The sequence below is a fragment of the methanotrophic endosymbiont of Bathymodiolus puteoserpentis (Logatchev) genome (genome assembly GCF_900128525.1).
In the GTDB taxonomy this organism is placed as follows: Bacteria; Pseudomonadota; Gammaproteobacteria; order Methylococcales; family Methylomonadaceae; genus Methyloprofundus.
Window position 1 is genome coordinate 43,161 of sequence record NZ_FQTQ01000062.1, and the last position, 15,783, is coordinate 58,943.

Sequence of the window (15,783 nt, forward strand, 5' to 3'; positions counted from 1 at the left end):
CTTTTATCCGTTTCTAGTGTGTATTACTTTTGAAAACCTCGCATCCAAAAATTACAGTTATGGCGCCCGCACGTTTGCATATGGGCTTTATCGATTTAAGTGGCTCACTAGGTCGACACTTTGGTAGTATCGGGGTGGCTCTGAATGAAATTAACACGACTTTATCGCTTGGTTATGCCGATACATTGACTGTAAGTAGTCATGCGCCCAAGCGGGCATTATCGTGTATTAAAGAGCTTTGTGCTAACTTGAATGTTGCTGATAAGTTACAGCTTGATCTACATTCTAATATTCCTGAGCACATTGGTTTAGGTTCTGGCACGCAAATGGCTATTGCTATTGGTATGGCGCTAAATGCTTTTTATGATTTAGGATTAAGTGTCCGTGATATTGCTGCTTTAACCGATCGAGGAGCTAGATCGGGAATTGGTATTGCCATTTTTGAACAAGGTGGATTGATTGTTGATGGTGGGCGTGGTGAGCAGACAATTACGCCGCCGGTTATTGCGCGGATGAATATTCCTGACGATTGGCGTTTTATTTTGGTCTTTGATAAGCGCGGCAAAGGTTTACATGGCGCGGATGAAATACAAGCCTTTAAGGAATTGCCACCATTTCCACCGCAAGAAGCAGCACGTTTATGTTATTTATTGATGATGCAGGGTTTGCCGGCTTTAGCGGAAAATAATATCAATTTATTTGGTGATGTCATTACTCAGGTGCAGTCTTCAGTTGGCGAGCATTTTTCTGGCGCGCAGGGAGGGGTGTTCGCTAGTCAGGATGTTGCTACAGCCATGGGTTATTTACAAGAGCAGGGCGCGGTCGCTATTGGCCAGACTTCATGGGGGCCAACAGGATTTTGTGCGGTGCAGGGTGCTAATGTTGCAGAAAAATTAAAACAACAGGTAGAACAGCAGTTTTCAGGTTGTGAGAATCTTGAAATATTAGTAGTGAGTGCTCGCAACAGTGGCGGAGAAGTGTTTGCCTGACTATCTGTTGATTATTGCAAACTCAGGAAGAATGCTTGCGGAGCTGGCGTATAAAGCTGATTATAAAGTTATCGTGATTGATCTATTTGCAGATCAAGATACTCTGGCAATAGCGGAGCAGGTTTGTCGGGTAGAGAGTTTGGCGTTACCCGAAGTGCGGAGTGCAATAGAGTTGTTGCAGTTGTATTTTAAAATACAGTTAGTGGTCTATGGTAGCGGTCTAGAAGGGCAGCAAAGTACTTTAATTTGGCTGGCTAAAAATTTTCAACTCATCGGTAATAAACCTAGGGCCTTTGAGCGGTTCCGAGATAAAAAAGATTTTTTTAAGCAACTTAATGAATTCAGTATTCAGTTCCCAGAAAGTCGTTTCTTACCACCGAATGATACCTCACGTTGGTTAATAAAGCCTATTGATCATGTTGGTGGTATCGGTATCAGAGAGTCTCGATTGGGCGCGAATACTAATGAGTATTACCAACGCTTTTGTCAGGGGCAAGTTGGTTCTGTCTTATTTTGTGCTGATGGTCAGCGGGTTAGCACGGTAGGCTTTCATAGGCAATGGCCTGTTAATCAAGATGATTTTGCTTTTGCTGGCGTAATTCGCGATCAGATCTTACTGGAAACTGAGCAAAATAGAGTCACGGGTTGGTTGGAAAAATTAGTGGGCCATTATTGCTTACAAGGTCTAGGCAGCTTGGATTTTATTTGGGATGGTCGGCAATGTTATTTTTTGGAGATCAATTTACGTCCCCCAGTGAGTCTTATGTTGTACCCCGAATTAGACTTGATGGGTGCGCATATTTCGGGGCAACTTCCTACTCAACTTAAAGATAAATCAATACGTGCTATGCAGGTTATTTATGCAATGCAGCTTAGTGTCGTTAAATCTTGGGTGGAATGGCCCGAGTGGAGTTTTGACCGACCAAAAAATAATTCATGTATTCAGGCGGGGCAGCCAATTTGTAGTATTATGGCGCAGGGAAAAACGGTTCAGCAGACTTTAATACAGTTATCGGATCGACAAAAAATAATAGAAAATACAATATTAAATAGGTAAAGCAATATGGAATATACGGCAAGCGTTAATAAACTAACTCAACCTTTGGTGCAGGAGTTACTTGATAATGCAGATAAGTTAAGACTGAAAGTACAAAAGTTAGACAATGGCTGCACCATTATTGATGCAGGAATTAAAGTGCCTGGTGGGCTTGAGGCTGGACGCATTATTACTGAAATTTGTTTAGGCGGCATGGGCACTGTTTCCTTGTCTCATTCTGCTTATACTGAAAACTGGCCTTTAACAGTCAATGTTCATACAAGTAACCCTGTACTGGCATGTTTAGGGAGTCAGTATGCAGGCTGGAGTTTATCTCATGAAAAATATTTTGCGTTAGGTTCTGGTCCTGCAAGAGCGATGGCAACAAAAGAAAAAGACGGTCAAATAGTGCCTGTTGAAGAGCTTTATAAAGAGCTGGACTATAATGATAAAGCAGAAACAGCAACTTTAGTGATTGAGAATGACGCCATTCCACCAATAGAAATTGTGCAAAAAATCGCTAAAGCTTGTAATGTTGATTTGGAAAAATTAACAATTATTGTCACGCCTACCAGTAGTTTGGCGGGGGGAGTTCAGGTTGTTGGTCGTGTTTTAGAGGTAGCGATGCACAAGGCGCATGAGTTACATTTTCCTTTAGAAAATATTATTGATGGGATGGGCAGTGCGCCATTATGCCCTCCACATCCTGATTTTGTACAGGCTATGGGGCGTACGAATGATGCGATCTTATTTGCTGGTTTAGTACATATTTTTGTTAAAGGGAGCGATGCAGAGGCAGAAAAGTTAGCAATGGCATTACCTAGCTCAACCTCTAAAGACTACGGCAAGCCTTTTGCACAAGTTTTTAAGGATGCAAAATATGATTTCTTTAAAATTGATGGCATGCTATTTAGCCCTGCAAGCGTGATTGTTACCGCTGTAGAGACTGGTAATAGTTTTCGTGCAGGCAAATTAGACAATGCATTATTAAATCAATCTTTTGGTGCGTAAGGTGCATTAAAAAGAAAATTTAAATTAGCCTGTTTCTTTACCTATAAAGTAGGGTAAAATAACAGGTTTTTTAATGCCTAGAAAAGTAACGAATAAGCCTTTATAGCAAATCATTACTGAACATTGGCGCCAGTAATTGAATTACATCAATTACTAGAACGGCTTTTATACCCAACCTTTTAGAGTACAACAATGACAGATTTATCCCTTTATAGAAATATTGGTATTTTCGCGCACGTTGATGCGGGAAAAACAACAACAACGGAACGAATTCTAAAGCTAACGGGTAAAATCCACAAGCTAGGCGAAGTACATGATGGTGCTGCAACAACAGATTTCATGGAACAAGAGCAAGAGCGTGGGATTACTATTCAGTCAGCTGCTACTTCATGTTTTTGGAATAAGCACCGCTTTAATATTATTGATACACCAGGGCACGTTGATTTTACTATCGAGGTTTACCGTTCTTTAAAAGTACTTGATGGTGGTATTGGTGTATTCTGTGGTTCAGGTGGTGTAGAACCACAATCAGAAACTAACTGGCGTTATGCTAATGATTCAGAAGTTGCTCGTATTATCTTAGTGAATAAGCTGGATCGTTTGGGTGCTGATTTCTACCGTGTTGTTAAACAAGTTGAAGATGTACTCGGAGCTAATCCATTAGTGATGGTATTACCTATTGGTACAGAAGATGATTTCGTTGGTGTGGTAGACCTATTAACTGAAAAAGCATGGGTTTGGGATAATTCAGGCGATCCAACAAACTACGAAATTCAAGATATTCCAGCAGATATGGTGGATGATGTTGCTGAATATCGTGAAAAACTGATTGAAATGGCATTGGAGCAAGATGACGAAGCAATGGAAGCCTATTTAGAAGGTGAGATGCCAAGCTTAGAAACGATTAAAGCTTGCATTCGTAAAGGAACTATCAATCTTGATTTCTTCCCTACTTATTGTGGCTCAGCGTTTAAAAATAAAGGTATTCAATTAGTATTGGATGCGGTTATTGATTATCTGCCTTGCCCTACTGAAGTTAAACCACAGCCAGAAGTAGATGAAGAAGGAGAGGAGACGGGCGAGTTCGCGATTGTTGATGTTAATAAGCCATTCCGTGCTTTAGCTTTCAAAATTATGGATGATCGCTATGGAGCTTTAACATTTGTGCGTATTTATTCAGGTAAATTGAATAAAGGCGACACTATTCTTAATAGTTTCACTGGTAAAACAGAGCGTGTTGGACGTATGGTAGAAATGCATGCAGACGAGCGTATTGAAATTGATAGTGCGCAAGCGGGTGATATTATCGCTATTGTTGGCATGAAAAATGTACAGACAGGGCATACGCTATGTGATCCTAAATCTCCTGCAACATTAGAACCTATGGTCTTCCCTGATCCTGTTATCTCAATTGCCGTATCACCAAAAGATAAAGCAGGTTCTGAGAAAATGGGGATCGCCATTGGTAAAATGGTTGCTGAGGATCCGTCTTTCCGTGTTGAAACGGATGATGACTCGGGTGAAACGATTCTACGTGGAATGGGTGAGTTACATTTAGATATTAAAGTTGATATCCTAAAACGTACCCATGGCATTGATGTAGAAGTAGGTAAGCCACAAGTAGCGTACCGTGAAACAATTACGAAAACAATTGAAGATAGCTATACACACAAAAAGCAATCAGGTGGTTCAGGTCAGTTTGGTAAAATTGATTACAGAATTGAACCAGGTGAGCCAGGATCGGGCTTTGTTTTTGAATCAAAAGTAACCGGTGGTAATGTGCCTAGAGAGTTCTGGCCAGCGGTAGAAAAAGGTTTCAAAAGCATGATTGATACCGGTGTATTGGCAGGGTTCCCATGTTTAGACTTTAAAGTAACTCTTTTGGATGGAGGCTTCCATGCCGTCGATTCATCAGCCGTTGCCTTTGAAATCGCAGCAAAATCAGCATTCCGTCAATCAATTCCAAAAGCGGGCCCTCAATTAATTGAGCCGATTATGCATGTTGATGTCTTTACACCTGAAGATCATGTCGGTGATGTAATCGGTGATTTAAACCGTCGTCGCGGTATGATTAAATCACAAGAAGCAGGGGTAACAGGCGTACGGATTAAAGCAGATGTACCTTTAAGTGAGATGTTTGGTTATATCGGTGATTTACGTACAATGACATCAGGTCGTGGTCAATTCTCTATGGAATTTTCACACTACCTACCTTGTCCTAAAAATATTTCTGAAGAAGTGATTAAAGAAGTTCAAGAGCGTAATAAAGCTAAAGAGAAAAAATAGCTTACAGAGTAATGAATTAGTTTTTTCTAATTCGAATTCGGTAACATAGCTTTTTAAAAAGCCATCAGCTGTAAAGCTGATGGCTTTTTTTATGCCTTAGGGATACAGTTTCACCTATAAATTTGTACAATAATCGTACAAATCTGTAAATTTCTATAGTGATAGCCTAGCCATCTTCTTACAAATTTAAATTAAAAAAATCTTGGTTAGCTTTTCATTATTGGGAAACTTCAGTGAATAAGTACTCGCACTTTAATGCTTTTAAGTTGTCCTTTTACGTATGAGGGAAATACAAATAATTTAGCTGCCACGGTTATTAGGGCTCTTCAGGACGTTCATCTATATCACCCGTCAGGGGGGGGGGCTGTTTTGTTATAAGCTTTGAACCATAACGCTTGTGATTTTTCCTCTGAATTTAAATTAGGCTTGGTTTACCGTTATTGTATAACTTTCACCGTTATTTTTTAAAGCCTTGGTAATTTCTTCATCGCTTAGTAAGCCTATACTATAGGCAGGTTGATAGTGAGGCTCAGGATTATCTTCATAATATACCTTAGATAGTAGTTTACAGTTGCTTAATTCAGTTAATAAGCTTTTAGAGATAGAAATAGGGAGTTGTAAGTGTAGGCTAATATCTTCAGCAGAATAGGGCAGTTTAGTTGTTTTGCTAAATCGCTCTATGATTGCATGCATGATATGTAGCGCAAGCTGATTTTTAGAATTGAAATTCAAGTTTTTAAATTTCTGGTTAAATTGATAAAGCGCGATATTTTGATGGAAAAAGGATAATTCTGAGCCAAATAAAACAATCATCCATGTGATTTGTAACCATACAAGGAATAACGGTAGTGCTGCGAAACTTCCATATATTGCATTATAACTACTGACTCCAATTTGTAAGGAAACATAAAGAGACTGTAGTATATAGAAAACAGTGCCAGCAAAAATGCCAGCAAAAATCCCCGAACTATAGTTCACCCGAGTATTGGGCATAAACATAAATAAGAAACTAAATAATAACCATAAAATTAGCATAGGTAAATAACTGAGGATATGCAATGCGGTAATAGTACCCGGTAAAGCAAATTCATTAATTAAGGATGTGAGTTGGGCTTGAACAAAGACACTAATACTGCTCGCGGCTATTATTAATACTGGAGCTAGTAGCATTAGCGAAAGATAATCGCTAAGCTTGCGCCCCATAGTTCGAGGTTTTTGTACATTCCAGATATGATTAAACGATTCCTCTATATTGCTAATTACTTTAATGACAGTCCAAAATAAGAGTACAACCCCAAAACCAGCAACTAACCCACCTTTAGTTGAATCAAGCATATTTCTCGCCATTTCAATTAACTGTAGGATCATTGTGTCTTGGTCAGGGACTTGTTCTAGTAATTGTTGCTCTAAAGTTTTTTCAAAGCCAAATCCTTTTGCGACACCGAAACACATGGCGATAACTGGCACGATGGATAGCAAAGTATAGAGAGTGAGTGCCGAAGCCCTTAAATTACCGTGATCTTTAATAAAGCCATTGGCTGATAAAGTGAAAATTTTCAAATAGCGCAGCGCAAATTTTTTTATATCAGAATTTTTTTCTTCCTTATGACTCTGCCATAGGCCGTCATGGAAATAATCAATTATTTTATTGTGCATGTTAACCCTTTTAAATATAAGAAATAAGCTTAGGAGTAGGGGTAAAATAACTTGTGCATTATAATACAGAATGTTTGTTTGTATTTAAGGCGCATAGTAGGCTACGCAACTGTTTTCGCAGCACTGAATATGGACAAAAACAAGTCAGGGGCATGGCTTATAACACTTCCAGTCCTTAGGTAGTTTATAATAAAAAGCACAGAGCATCCTTTTAAGCTAAACAATTATTGTAAATTAACCTACTTATAATGCTACCTAAAAAACTCATTCTTTTTTTAGTGACAATATTTTTTTCTATGCCAAGCTGGGCGCTACAGCCCTTTGATTGGACCTCAAGTAATATTCAATACCTTTATGGTGGTGATTTCATTTTTGCCGAACAGGAACGCTCTACTATCACTATTGAACACGCTCATGGCTGGAAATATGGGAAAAATTTCTTTTTTGTTGATATGTACAATAATAATGGCTTTGAAGTTTATGCTGAAGTGTATTCGTATCTGAGTTTAAATAAAATATCTGGCGCAAATCTTAGTCTAGGGCCGGTTAAGGACTTTTCTCTGGCCGGCGGTATTAACATCAGTAATCGGCCTGAAGAAAAGCGTTTTCAAGCGTATTTAGTCGGTATTAGTTTAGACTTGACCAATATGTATTTTGACTATTTACAGCTTGATATTATGGCTTATAAAGATGATGGCTCTCATTCTTGGGGCGTGCAAATAACGCCAGTTTGGAGTTTTCCCTTTAAGCTTGGGATGACTAAATTCAAATTTCGTGGGTTTGTCGATATAAAAGATGGCAATACTAATGCTCTTGGTAATGTCACGATGCTAGCGCAACCACAATTATTACTGGATGTCGGTGATTTAGTGGGCTGGAAATCTGATGTTTTCTATATAGGCACAGAATATTCATTCTGGCTAAATAAATTTGGCGTAGAAGATGCGAATGAGTCTGCGTGGCAGGGAATGATGATTGGATTTTTTTAAACTTAAAGATATTAGGTTAAGCAGAGAGTAATATGTCTATTGCTTAACCTAATAGATTTTTTTAGTTTTCTACAGTCGATTTTTCTAATCCAGAATACACAGGGCACCAGCGTGAATAACCTGTAGCAACCAATGCTAAACCGACAAGTAATAAAGGTACAGAGGCTAGAAATAGAGAGATAAATAATAAAGCAGAGCCTGCATAAAGGCGGGCTTTCTTTTCCTTTGTACCAATGTTAATTTCAAATTTAAGCATGCGTTTAAAATCAAAGCTCATAATTTTCACCTCTTCTTTTATTTATTCTAATTATAGTGAGTCGACGGGAAAGTCGTGCTAGCTTCATAAATATACAGGGCTAAAAAAAATGTGCAAGTATCTGGCAAAAACAATATGTGATTAAGTAACCGTTCAGTACCTACTTATTTTAATTCCTTTACCCTAACCCTCTTTCGATGGGGAGAGGATTTAATAAGAGGAGCCTTAACGGTGAGGTGATTAAAGCATAAACTTATTTTATTAGATTAGCTAAGTAGCGCGCTGCATCAGGTATAATGCTCGGTTTTCTTTAAGCTATTCAAATGGGTTGAGTAATGGATGTAACAGCAATTATTGATTCTCTAAACGATGCTCAACGCCAAGCTGTATCGGCTCCCTCTCGCTCTATGCTGGTTTTAGCTGGCGCAGGCAGCGGCAAAACTCGCGTGCTAGTGCATCGTATTGCTTGGCTTATTCAAGTAGAGCATATTTCCCCACATAACATACTCGCTGTTACTTTTACCAATAAAGCAGCTAAAGAAATGCGTGGCCGCGTAGAGGAGCTATTAAATATCTCAGCACGCGCTATGTGGATCGGTACTTTTCATGGTTTAGCGCATCGTTTTTTAAGACAGCATAGTGAAGAAGCAAAGTTGCCCAGTACTTTTCAAGTCATTGATTCTGATGATCAATTACGTTTGATTAAGCGCTTAATGAAGGCCATGAATATTGATGATACCCGCTGGCCGCCTAAGCAAATGGTTTGGTTTATTAATGCGCAAAAAGATGAAGGCATCCGTGCGAGTCATATTCAAGAGACAGGGGATCTTTATCAGCAAAAAAAATTAGAAATTTATCGGGCTTATGAGGATTTATGTAAGCGTTCGGGTTTAATCGATTTTGCAGAGTTATTATTAAGAGCACATGAAACTTTACGTGATAATACCGAGTTATTAGCCTTTTATCGTGATCGCTTTCAGCATGTGCATGTCGATGAGTTTCAAGATACGAATACGATTCAATATGCCTGGCTACGCTTGCTGACCGAGGGTAAAGATAATTTATTTGTCGTGGGTGATGATGATCAGTCTATTTATGGCTGGCGTGGCGCGAAAATTGAAAATATGTTTAATTTTCAAAAACAATATCCCAACCATCTATTAGTTCGCTTAGAACAAAACTATCGCTCTACAGGGAATATCCTTAAAGCCTCGAATGCTCTGATTGCTTGTAATGAGGGGCGTATGGGTAAAGCATTACATACGGATGATGGTGATGGCGATTTAATTTCTTTGTACTCCGCGTTTAATGAGCAAGATGAAGCGTATTTCGTTGTCGAGCGCATTAGAAAATGGGTAGCTGAAGGTAATTCGCGTGCTGATGCTGCAATTTTGTACCGGTCTAATGCACAATCACGGTTATTTGAAGAAAAATTGATGGCGATGGGGATGCCATACCGTGTTTACGGTGGTTTACGCTTTTTTGACCGAATGGAAATTAAAAATGCCTTAGCCTACTTACATTTAAGTGCACACAAAGGTAATGACGCTGCTTTTGAACGCATTATTAATACGCCTACACGCGGCATAGGCACAAAAACGATTGATAATATCCGCCACTTAGCCAGAGAGCAGCAAATGACGTTGTGGCAGGCAATGATCAGCTTGCTGAAAGCTGGACATTTTACACCACGCGCAGAAAATGCACTGAAAGGCTTTGTGCTGATAATTAATAGCTTAACTGAGCAATCAGAAGGTGCAGAACTTTATCAGCAAGTTAAAAATGCGATTGAAAAAAGTAATCTTATAGAATTCTATAAAAAAGAAAAAGGTGATAAAGGTGAGGCGCGCGTAGAAAATTTAGAAGAATTAGTTAATGCTGCACGCCAATTTGATTATGATGCAAGTAATGAAGAGAATCAAAGTGAGCTGGATATATTTTTAGCTCATGCCGCTTTAGAATCGGGAGATGCACAAGGTGATGCTTTTGATGATTGTGTGCAACTGATGACCTTGCACAGTGCAAAAGGCTTAGAGTTTCCGTTAGTCTTTATGGTAGGGTTAGAAGAAGGGTTATTTCCTTCTCAACAATCAGTGGATGACTTTGCTCGTTTAGAAGAAGAGCGGCGCTTGTGTTATGTGGGTATGACGCGAGCAATGAAGTATCTGTATATGACTTATGCTGAGTCTCGACGTTTATATGGTAAAGAAAATTATCCTCGACCCTCGCGTTTTTTAAAAGAAATTCCGGCCGAGCAATTACAGGAAATTCGTTTACGTGCTAATGTTAGTAAGCCTGTTACGCCAGTGAAATCATCAAAATCTACCCTAGGAACGAGTGGGCGCTATCAGTTAGGGCAGCGTGTTAAGCATGAAAAATTTGGTGAAGGTGTCGTTTTACAAGTTGACGGTGATGGCGCACAAGAAAGAGTACAAGTAAACTTTGCAGATGCAGGTATGAAGTGGCTGATGCTTTCATATGCTAAGTTAGAGCTTTTGTAATTTGTTCAATTTTAAATCCATATCATATAAAAATAACCAGAAAATATGACACAAAATAGTTTTTATTGGCATGATTATGAAACTTTTGGGGTAGACCCTCAGCGCGATAGAGCCGTGCAATTTGCTGGCATTAGGACAGATTTTGATTTTAATATTATCGGCGAACCGCTAGTGATTTATTGCCAGCCAGCTGATGATACTTTGCCGCAACCTGAAGCGTGTTGCGTAACGGGTATTACGCCGCAATTAGCTGCTGAAAAAGGTGTGCCCGAAGCTGAATTTATTGCCTTAATTCATGAGCAGATGGCACAAGCAGATACTTGCACTGTAGGATACAATAATTTACGTTTTGATGATGAAGTAACCCGTAATCTTTTGTATCGTAACTTTTATGACCCTTATGCGCGTGAATGGCAAAATGGAAATTCACGCTGGGATTTGATCGATTTAGTGAGAACGATGCATGCTTTACGCCCTGAAGGTATGCGCTGGCCTGTAGACGCAGAAGGTCGCATTAGTTTTCGTTTGGAAAAGTTAACGGCAGAAAATGGAATTACCCATAAAGATGCGCATGATGCTTTGTCTGATGTCTATGCTACCATCGAGATTGCGAGATTAATTAAACAAGCCCAACCTAAGTTATTTCAATTCTTCTTAGATAATCGAGGTAAGCATCAAGTAAAACAATTATTGCAGTTGGGAAGTTTCACGCCAGTTGTTCATGTTTCTGGTATGTATGGTGCGGATAAACAATATTTAGCACTGGTTTTACCGATATGCCAAGATCCTAGTAATAGTAATGGGGTCATTGTTTATGATTTATCGATTGACCCAAGTGTTATGCTTGACTTGCCTATCGACGAGATACAAAAACGTATTTTTACGGCCAAAGCTGACTTGCCTGAGGGGATTGAACGTATCCCGTTAAAAACTATTCATATTAATAAATGCCCTATTGTGGCACCAGAAAAAGTTTTGCGCCCGAGTGATGCCGAACGTTTGCAAATTGATAGGGAAGAATGTTACTTGCACCGAGATTTGATTCAACAGGCGCAAGATATAACTGCCAAGCTTACTCAAGTTTTTAGTGCTAAAAAATTTACAGCTGATAGTCATCCTGATCCTGATTTAATGATTTATAGTGGTGGCTTTTTTTCTGCTGCTGATAAGCAGGTTATGAATACTATTCGTGCATTAAAGCCTGAAGAATTAGCCGATTATACTATTCCAGCGAGTGATTTACGATTGGAGACTATGCTGTTTAGGTATCGTGGCCGGAATTTTCCCGAAACTTTGAATAAAGAGGAGCAAGCCCAATGGAAAGCATTTTGTCGAGAGCGCTTAAGCGATAAGCACAAAAATGGCTTCCTTGATTTTGCGACTTATAGCGAATCTATAAATAAACTAAAACAACAGGGTAACGTGGATAATCAATTACTTAATGCTTTGGAAGCGTATGCTGTGGCTTTGCAAGAAAAGATAGCTGACAGTGATTAGGGTTATTTTGGTGCCACTTATTGATGTGCCTAGTACAGCAGTCTTGAAGTAGACTATAAAACCATGCGGCTAAACACTTTAAAAAATCAGTTATGCTATTTTTTTATATTCCAAGTTTCAGAGCTAGTTATGTGGCTTTTTAGTTGTTTTGTTAAGCCTAATACTTGTTTGGGTGTTGCGTTTCGATATATTTCTTAAATTCATTAAAAGGTAAAGGCCTACTAAAATAATACCCTTGAGCATACCGACATTCTTGGCTTAATAAAACTAATTGTTCTTCGTTTTCAACGCCTGTTGCTATCACTTTAATGCCTAGCTTATTGGCTAGGATAATAATCGTTTCAACCAGAATTGCATTAGTTGGGTTATCCACCATCGAGTGTATATAAGTACGATCTATCTTTAATGCATCTATTGGGTACTTTTTTAAATAATTTAAAGAAGAATATCCCGTACCAAAACCATCTAGGGAAACCTTTATACCACTTTGTTTGAGTTTTTTGATGCTTTCTAAGTGATTGTTTTTTCGTTCAAAAAATAGGTTTTCAGTCACTTCAAAAGTGATGCTTCCAGCGGGTATTTGCTTGTTTTTTAAAATATTCAGCCATTCAATATGGCAACTAGATAAGCTATATTGCGCAATGGATTGATTTAAAGAAATATGCAAGGCTGGCAAGCCTAAATCAGTCCAACGCTGTATATTGTCAGCAACTTCATTGATAACCCAATTACCAACCTCACGAATTAGGCCACTTTCTTCTGCGATTGGAATAAAATCATTTAAAGGTATGTATCCGTTTTGGCCATGGTTCCACCGTAACAAAGCTTCAGCGCCTATGGCTTTATTTGTCAACAAATCAATGATAGGTTGATAGTGTAAGCTAAATTCCTGATTCAGCATTGCTGAGCGCATACTGTTAATGAGTTTTAGTCGATTTTCAGTTTCACGTTGTAAAGCCTGGGTATAGTAATAGTAACTATTTGGGCCGTTTTTTTTAGCTATATACATAGCACTATCAGCATTCTTCTGTAGTGAATCTATATCATCTCCATCATCTGGAAAAATAGTAATGCCAATGCTGCCCGAGATAAAAATTTCTTGCTGGTCAATTAATATGGCTTGTTTGAATGCAGCAAAAATTTTACTAATAATTAATTCAGCATCCGTATTTTTTTCAAGGTCGGGGATAATAATTGAAAACTCATCGCCACCCAATCTAGCCACGGTATCTGAATTTCTGACAGCAGCTTGCAATTTTTTCGCTGTTTCTTGCAAGAGTATATCGCCTGCATGATGGCCTAAGGTGTCATTGATCCACTTGAATTTATTTAGGTCTAACAAGATTAATGCCAGTTTAGTATTGTTGCGTTTAGTGAGTTTAAGCGCACTTCTCAGTCGGTCTAAAAACAAGATGCGATTAGGCAGTTCAGTTAAAAGATCATGGTTTGCTTGAAATTGAATGGATTCTTGTTGGGCTTTTTGCTGACTAATATCCCTTAATACAGAAATAGATTGTGCCATATTTCCCGAGGTATCTTTTAAAATGTAGCTAGATTGCCAAGTAGGCACTATATGCCCGTCACGGTGACGAATTAAAACTTCACCCTGCCAAAAATCATTATGCTTTAATTTTTCCCTAAAGAAATCACTATCAAAATGTGCGGCGTTAAGCACAGCAGTGTTTTGTTTGATAATTTCCTGCTCTGTATAACCGCTAATAGTGGTAAATGCTTTGTTGATTGAAATAATCTGATTATGAGTGTTTGTGATAAACAGACCATTAGCCGTATTATCCAAAAAAGACAATTTCAAATGTAGGTTTTTATCGCTATGCTGTTCTGTAGATAGCTGCTGTATGTGCCCATATAGACGATTTACCCTCCCAATATTATCAATTTCAGCTTGTATTCGAATTTGATAGGTAATGATTTTCTTATCATTAAATAAGTAACGGAAAGTATATTCAACCGGTCGATGTGAAAATAAGCAAATATTATTTTGTGTTTTAACATGCGCTAAATCTTCTAAGTGAATCTTTGCCGTGAATTCATCATAAGAGACAGTGAGTTTTTCTCTCTCTTGATATGGAAGCCACTGTACCTGCTCTTGCAGTGGAAAATACTCCCAAGTCAGCATATTAGTTGCAGCGTACTGATTTGTAATATTTTTTGTTTGATGTGCTTGTTGTGCTACACGTTGTTGCTCACGTACTTGAAAAATACTTAAGCTAAGTTGCTCAAAAAATTTTTGAAATAAGGGAGTCTTTAGCACATAGTTGATGCATCCATAATGCATGGCTTGGTTGATTTGATGATCATCTATTTTATCGCTTACTAATAGGGTTGCAGGCATTATGTTTTGCTGAGTTAAGTGTTCTAGCAAAAAAAAAGCATTAGACACAGGCGTTAACAGATCCACGATTAATAAATCGTAGCTTTGTTGGTACATTTTTGTTAACAGCTCTTGTTCATTACCTGTTATTGCAATTTGATAGCCTTGCCACTCAAGGTGCATTTTGACTTGATTAGCCCAAAAGTTATCATTGTCTAAATAAAGGATATGAAAATTGTGCATACAATGACCGGCTAAGTAGTAAAGGGAGTGAAGGCTAAATAAATGCCTTTAAAATTTCGTCCAACTCTTCGATAGATTGCTCAATGATAGCACTCATACTCACTGCAGAAATACCTAAGTGGCTATTTTTTAATTCATCATTATCACTATCAAGTTTACTATAATAGTCAGCAAGCCTGATAATGGCGGAAATTTCTTGATAATTACCAGTCGTATCAAGGCTTGCGTGTAAACGAATACTTTGGGTAATAATTTCTGGAAGTTTCCAAAGCTGGGTAAGTACCGCTCCCGTCTGATAATGATCAAAGCCAAGAATACTTTGTTCGATTTTTACTTCGTCACGACTTAAAATATATTCTTGTGCTTCAAGCATTAGGTTTATTTCTCGGCTTAATTCGGGAAGACGGCGAAAGAAAACTAACTGTCCAATATTATGTAGTATTCCACATATAAACACAGATTGCGCAAAGCGTTTACCTAAGAAACGATCAATTCCTTGCGCTATCAATGCGCAATGCAAGCTTCTTTTCCAAAAATCATGCATAGACATAAGGCCGCCAGGTAAATCAGAAAATTTTTCAATCACAATAGTGCTGAGGGTAATATTCTGCAATTCTTGTGTACCAATCAGGCTAATTGCCTGATTAATAGAGGTCACTTTAGAAGGAAAGCCATAAAAAGCACTATTCACTATTTTTAATAATTTTAATGACAATGAAGCATCTTTTTCGATGATAAACGCTGCCTCTGCCAAAGACTTACTCGGGTCTTCTATTAGTTTCTGTAGGCTAAAGTAGACGCTAGGGGGAGATGACAGATGTAAATCTCCCCTGAATAGATCCGTAATTGATAGTTCTCTGCGTGAGGTCATCGTTATTATTTTGTAGGTTATTAGGTACTTATTGATGCTTATTAAAGTAAAATATAGCTGGTCACTATAGACATTATTATGGATAATGCAACTTTAGGATTTGGTATATATTTGGT

General features: G+C 38.4%; 11 protein-coding genes. 7 read left to right on the top strand and 4 right to left on the bottom strand.

What is annotated here, in order from left to right; genetic code table 11:
• Positions 1-59 precede the first annotated feature (59 nt).
• The 4 genes from BQ7314_RS04325 (at position 60) to fusA (ending at position 5,322) form a co-directional block, all read left to right on the top strand.
• Positions 60-989 (top strand): beta-ribofuranosylaminobenzene 5'-phosphate synthase family protein, encoded by a 930-nt coding sequence (locus BQ7314_RS04325; protein WP_174482484.1) that lies wholly within the window; start codon positions 60-62, stop codon positions 987-989.
• Positions 982-2,046, top strand: a complete 1,065-nt coding sequence (locus tag BQ7314_RS04330) for an ATP-grasp domain-containing protein (protein WP_174482485.1) — start codon at positions 982-984, stop codon at positions 2,044-2,046. The genes BQ7314_RS04325 and BQ7314_RS04330 overlap by 8 nt, the downstream gene beginning before the upstream one ends.
• A 6-nt stretch (positions 2,047-2,052) precedes the next feature.
• Positions 2,053-3,036: a methenyltetrahydromethanopterin cyclohydrolase gene (gene mch / locus BQ7314_RS04335; RefSeq protein ID WP_174482486.1), complete on the top strand. Its 984-nt coding sequence runs from the start codon at positions 2,053-2,055 to the stop codon at positions 3,034-3,036.
• A gap of 192 nt (positions 3,037-3,228) precedes the next feature.
• On the top strand, positions 3,229-5,322 hold the full coding sequence (gene fusA / locus BQ7314_RS04340) for an elongation factor G (RefSeq protein WP_174482487.1): 2,094 nt from the start codon (positions 3,229-3,231) through the stop codon (positions 5,320-5,322).
• Positions 5,323-5,742: 420 nt separating this feature from the next.
• Here fusA and BQ7314_RS04345 read toward each other — a convergent pair whose 3' ends face one another.
• Positions 5,743-6,978: a YihY/virulence factor BrkB family protein gene (locus tag BQ7314_RS04345; RefSeq protein WP_174482488.1), complete on the bottom strand. Its 1,236-nt coding sequence runs from the start codon at positions 6,976-6,978 to the stop codon at positions 5,743-5,745.
• A gap of 248 nt (positions 6,979-7,226) precedes the next feature.
• Here BQ7314_RS04345 and BQ7314_RS04350 point away from each other — a divergent pair, with 248 nt between their 5' ends.
• Positions 7,227-7,967, top strand: coding sequence for a DUF5020 family protein (locus BQ7314_RS04350; protein WP_174482489.1), 741 nt, complete (start codon positions 7,227-7,229; stop codon positions 7,965-7,967).
• Between the two features lie 61 nt (positions 7,968-8,028).
• Here BQ7314_RS04350 and BQ7314_RS04355 read toward each other — a convergent pair whose 3' ends face one another.
• Positions 8,029-8,244, bottom strand: a complete 216-nt coding sequence (locus BQ7314_RS04355; RefSeq protein ID WP_174482490.1) for a YgaP family membrane protein — start codon at positions 8,242-8,244, stop codon at positions 8,029-8,031.
• A 314-nt stretch (positions 8,245-8,558) separates the two neighbouring features.
• Between BQ7314_RS04355 and uvrD the strand changes: the two genes are divergently transcribed.
• The gene (gene uvrD, locus BQ7314_RS04360) at positions 8,559-10,724 is read left to right on the top strand and encodes a DNA helicase II (RefSeq protein WP_174482491.1); all 2,166 of its coding nucleotides are present in this window, start codon (positions 8,559-8,561) and stop codon (positions 10,722-10,724) included.
• A gap of 45 nt (positions 10,725-10,769) precedes the next feature.
• Entirely contained in the window at positions 10,770-12,221 is a 1,452-nt protein-coding gene (gene sbcB, locus BQ7314_RS04365) for an exodeoxyribonuclease I (protein ID WP_174482492.1), read from the top strand.
• 157 nt (positions 12,222-12,378) lie between these two features.
• Here sbcB and BQ7314_RS04370 read toward each other — a convergent pair whose 3' ends face one another.
• Together BQ7314_RS04370 and BQ7314_RS04375 are read right to left on the bottom strand one after the other, a co-directional pair.
• Positions 12,379-14,796 (bottom strand): EAL domain-containing response regulator, encoded by a 2,418-nt coding sequence (locus BQ7314_RS04370; RefSeq protein WP_174482493.1) that lies wholly within the window; start codon positions 14,794-14,796, stop codon positions 12,379-12,381.
• Between the two features lie 34 nt (positions 14,797-14,830).
• A complete protein-coding gene (locus BQ7314_RS04375) occupies positions 14,831-15,667 on the bottom strand; it encodes an HDOD domain-containing protein (protein WP_174482494.1) in 837 nt (278 codons plus the stop codon).
• Between the last annotated feature and the right edge of the window lie 116 nt (positions 15,668-15,783).